This is a genomic window from Microcoleus sp. BM001215392 (assembly GCF_036700185.1).
Classification (GTDB): Bacteria; Cyanobacteriota; Cyanobacteriia; order Cyanobacteriales; family Microcoleaceae; genus Microcoleus.
In genome coordinates this window covers 1-4,487 of sequence record NZ_JAUBOJ010000500.1, presented here as the reverse complement: position 1 = coordinate 4,487, position 4,487 = coordinate 1, and the positions used below count along the sequence as shown (strand labels likewise).

Genomic DNA, 4,487 nt, shown 5'->3' with positions numbered 1-4,487 from the left:
TTTTCTCCCCGACTGACTGAATGCGGCCTAACCTGCCGTTAACATCTTCGCGATCGGGCGCGTATACTTCTACTAAGGCACCCATTTTAAGCATCAGGTGGTGAGCGATGGCAGGTTTATCTTCAGGCTTTACCGAAGGGCACCGCCCCTGTAAAGTTTTGGCAACTTGAGCCGGACGACTGCGAGCATCATTGGCCAAAGCAAGAACTTCCTTCTTTGTCAGCCCAGCAGAGCGGGTCAGTATTTTCCACTTCACTTCGTCTCCTCCAATAGAACTGAGGGCATCTACGGCTTGAGTAAATTTGGCATCCCGGTAAATCGTTCTGGGGGAAGCTTTGAACCGTTCTCCCAGTTCTCGCGCTGTTTCATCTGTCAAACTGTCATTTTGACAGTTTGCCAAACGCTTGCCCCCGCGAGATTGCTTGATCAGTTCGTACCAAGTGCCCCGCAGGTAACTAACAGATTCCGGTGTCAGGCTGCGCCGCCCCAGTTGGTTGGCGATTGTCCAGCTTATGGCTAGGCGCGGGCTGAATTTTCGTTTAATTATTCAACGATAACATAGCGACTGTCGAAAACCGTCAAGAAAATGCGAAAATAGTTGAAAAAGGGAAACGTTATCGACGCTATGCCACCTAGTAAAGGAATCCAGCCTCATCCCAACTCGTTAGCCAATCTCAACCGCTCAGGCGGGCAACCTCGCTATGAAGAACCCAAGAAGCAAAGGAATATCCAGGTAACGTCGGTGGGATGGGAGGGAATTCGCGCGATCGCCATTGAACGCGGATTGAGTCTCAACGAGTTGATAGAACAGATTGGCCGGGGTCTGATTCCCCTTGGCAATGGTGAAAAAAGTAACTAATCGCCAGATATGGAAAGGGAGGTTAGATAAAAAAAACTTTCTATCAACTCGTTACCAGAAGTTTTTTTGAAAAAGAACACTAATTTAGTCGTTGATTCTTCGAGCATTTTAACTAGCTTTCAAAATTTGCTCAATTAGGGAGACAACTTGCTGCGGTCGATGCTCAAAGTGCTTCTTAATTTGAAATTTTAACGAATCTGCTGGCACATCTTTTTTGTTGAGTTTAAGGCGAATATGCTCACTTCGTGGGAGAGTGGAATTGAGCGCTCGAATAACGGTGCGGCATTGTCGAAGAGTGAGGCTATCGACTTGAATGAAGGGTAGATTTAAGGTTTCGGTATCAAGTTCAATATTAGAAGCAAATTCGGCTTTAACTTGTAGCGAAAAGCTGAGGCGCTGTTCTTCTGTGGGTTCTGGAGTTGCTGCACATTCGGCAACAGCAGGAAAGGAAGCAATTTCATTGAGAAGAGGCACCAAATCTGGGGCAATTTCTGCTGAGAGTTTTTCAGAAGGATTCATCCGCTTCGATGCTAACAGCGTAGCGATATAGTGAACAATTAAGCCACCGTAACCAAAAATTACCACAGTTTCAATGGTGAGGGTGAGAAAATGCTGAATAGGTTCGTACATAATTCTAATTTGCAAGTGGAACATCTCTCAAACGCGATCGCGTTTAATATCAAAACCTTTTAACAAAAACAGTTATTTAATTTATTGCAAAAGGGTTTTACGCTGACTTATTGAGCAACCTACATTCTCGGATAAAACCAATTAACCATAACTTACGGTTTGTAACTGTGTTGCAAAGGTTTGAGATTATTCGCATTACTTGCGGAAGCTTTCCTACGCTCGATGGTAAACTCCGTCAAGGGTTCAGAATGACATAATTAAGTTATTACTCCATAAGTGCTATTAACTAAATCCTTCTGAGAATGCGATCGCAAATATCGCAAACGGAACCGATGCGGTGGGTGGGCGGGTAAAAAAAATCCTGCTCAAAGCAGGATTTTTTCCCCTTAATCGGGGGTCGTCATTGATTACTTGATAAAATCATCAATCTCTTCATTATCGTCAGTTGCCTTTTTCTTGTGAGAAGCTTTGACTGCCGATTCGATATAACGGAAGTGCAAGTCAATCACTGCTTGCTCAGATGAAAGCCAGTAAACGTTGCTCAAGATTTCTTCAAGCATCTCGTCAGCCGAGTAGCCTTCATATTGCTTGTTAAACCAAGTATTGAACGCTTCCCAGTCAAGAGCTTTACCTTTCTGCAACTGTCGCTGTTTGGCACGTCCCGTTAACTCGCGGGCAACGTGCAAAAACATCTCGAAGCGCTGTTCTTCAAGAGTTTCTGCAAATTGCTTTTGCATCGGAGTTGGAGCGGATTTGCGATTAGCCATGATTAACACTCCTTGTGTTTTTTCTTCACAACTAAAGCGACGACAGTTCGCTAATTAGAATTAATTCAAAAAATTCCTGGGGTGGGTGGGTGGGTAAAATTAAATTCACAACCAATGCCAAGATTTCATTGATTGTGAATTTTTTGGGTATGCTTCCCAGAGCGCCCTAATTCGGACGGTGGCGACAATCATTACCCTGAATCGCAATTCGTGGAAAAAGCCTCGATAGAGGCAAAAAATGCTCTGCTTTTTCAGCAGAGCTTTCTAATCAAACTTTAGCGATTATTCGTCGTCTTCCTCAAATTCCTCGTCTTCGTCTAAACTAAAATCATCCTCCTCATCGTCATCCTCATCGCTTTCCTCATCGCCTTCCTCGTCATCGTCATCCTCATCAATTTCATCGAGTATGTCATCATCTTCATCATCGTCATCGTCATCCTCATCTAGTTCTTCAGTATCTTCTTCAGAGGATTTAGCTAACTCGTTGCGGCGCTTTAAGCTTTGAGCATTGAACTCCATTAAATCGGCAATGGCAGCTTGTGGATTGTCAGCAATTGTATCGTAAAGTTGGCTCATCGCTAAAGCAACAACTTCGACATCATACTTGAGTTCATCGGGCCGGCCAACTAGCTTAGGAAACACAGTATTGTTCCACTCTTGCCAGTCGAACTTTTTACCATTGCCATTGCCGTTGCGCTTGTTCAACTGAGCTTGAATATCCAATCCCAGTTTTTCGCGAATTGCGTGGCCAACCTTTGTCGAAATACGGCTATCGCGACGCTGAATTGTCACACCGTACTTCTTATGAATTGTATTGCGAATCTGTTTGACTAGCTCGACAGCAAGTTGCTCGGAGCTGAGGTTAGGTTGAGGTTTTGATTTAGCTCCATTGTTACTGCCGACTGTTTGACTGTTCTGTTTTTCGGGCGGTTTTGATTTAGCAGGCACTGGTGACTGAGAGCGATTTGGAGTGGCTGCTGTTTGTTTTTTAGTTGTGGCCATGATTGACAATTTAACTTACATAACATCAATTTATGAGTGCCGTTAGGCACAATTACCCCCTCCAGTTGAGGGGGAGAATTTCGCTCATTAGCAGGAAGTTAAATTTTAATTACATTAGTTAAATTTTATGTTAAATCTCCTGTAAGTAGTGGTGTATAACGCATGAAAATTTTCAATAACTGGTCTAACTTAAGAGTTATTCAAACTCCCATTATTGCCCTCGAATATTACAGTGCCGATCGCCAAACAATCTTGTCATCATTTCATCAGTACGCTAATGAGTGTTGTTTACCTGTTTATTATTGGAATCCTGGCTATGCAACTCTTCAACAGGTGCAGTCAACTCTTCAACAGGTGCAGTCAACTCTTCAACAGGTGCAGTGTTTCGATAAACATCTCCCAAATTTAGGTTTTGACTCAAACATGACAAGCGTTTCAGATGCTTTTTCAGAGATGTATAATAGTGAATGCGTCCTCTGCAAAACTGAGCTATCTGTCGAAAGCGATGTCCTGCAATTTCTGCTGGAAAATGACTATCCCGGTATCTTTTTGTTAGAGGATATTTTGGAGTCAGGCAGTAGCGAACAGCCTCTTGTCCGCCGTTATTCTCAATTAGCTAACGCATTTTTTGAGCTGAAAGGGCGTTGGGCCGAGCTGAAAGGGCGTTGGGCCAACCAATATTGGATACTTTTGGGCGAGTACATCCAACTGCCATCAAAGCTAAGTCCATTAATTCCTCTACTCAAATGTCCGTTACCCGATCGCTTTGAAGTCGAAGTTCTTGTGGATAATTTTTGCGATCGCAATTGTTCCCTTGATTTTGGTTCAGATGCGGTAGCTGCTAAAAAACGGTTGGCTGTTTCTAGTCTAGGGCTGCCACAGGCTGAAATTGAATTAGTGTTAGATCGATCGCTCTCTGTCACTACTTCAGTTGTCCAAATCGCACAGTTGGTATTAGAGCATAAAATATCGCAACTTCGAGACCAGGGGTTGGAGTTCATTGCTTCTCCAGACGTGCCTCATGCTGGCGGTTTAGATTTATTAGACGCTTATTTGAGCGAAGTCGTAAAGCTGTCAGAAGCTGATGCCAAGAAATATCACCTCAGACCCCCCAAAGGAATGCTGCTGTGGGGGCCGCCGGGGACGGGCAAAAGTTTGAGTGCAAAGCTAGCTGCTAAGAAGCTAGGTTATGCGCTTTTAGCAGCAAGTTGGGGCAATATTCTAGGTTC

5 protein-coding genes and 1 pseudogene are annotated in these 4,487 nt (G+C 43.8%); 2 read left to right on the top strand and 4 right to left on the bottom strand.

The genetic code is table 11. The features are described from left to right. Positions 1–400: pseudogene (locus QT974_RS31505) on the bottom strand (hypothetical protein); the annotation flags it as partial. Positions 401–625: 225 nt separating this feature from the next. Between QT974_RS31505 and QT974_RS31500 the strand changes: the two are divergent. Further along, positions 626–859: a hypothetical protein gene (locus QT974_RS31500; protein WP_332949736.1), complete on the top strand. Its 234-nt coding sequence runs from the start codon at positions 626–628 to the stop codon at positions 857–859. 108 nt (positions 860–967) lie between these two features. On the opposite strand, the gene QT974_RS31495 is transcribed toward QT974_RS31500, so the two are convergent. The 3 genes from QT974_RS31495 to QT974_RS31485 all read right to left on the bottom strand — a co-directional run bounded on the left by QT974_RS31495 (position 968) and on the right by QT974_RS31485 (position 3,258). Further along, positions 968–1,489: a hypothetical protein gene (locus QT974_RS31495; RefSeq protein WP_333472306.1), complete on the bottom strand. Its 522-nt coding sequence runs from the start codon at positions 1,487–1,489 to the stop codon at positions 968–970. A 407-nt stretch (positions 1,490–1,896) separates the two neighbouring features. Continuing rightward, the gene (locus QT974_RS31490) at positions 1,897–2,256 is read right to left on the bottom strand and encodes a hypothetical protein (protein WP_194060967.1); all 360 of its coding nucleotides are present in this window, start codon (positions 2,254–2,256) and stop codon (positions 1,897–1,899) included. A 282-nt stretch (positions 2,257–2,538) separates the two neighbouring features. Then, complete coding sequence (locus QT974_RS31485; RefSeq protein ID WP_333472305.1) at positions 2,539–3,258, bottom strand: hypothetical protein; 720 nt, start codon at positions 3,256–3,258, stop codon at positions 2,539–2,541. Between the two features lie 162 nt (positions 3,259–3,420). Between QT974_RS31485 and QT974_RS31480 the strand changes: the two genes are divergently transcribed. Continuing rightward, the coding region (locus QT974_RS31480) for an ATP-binding protein (RefSeq protein ID WP_333472304.1) at positions 3,421–4,487 on the top strand (1,067 nt) is incomplete at its 3' end.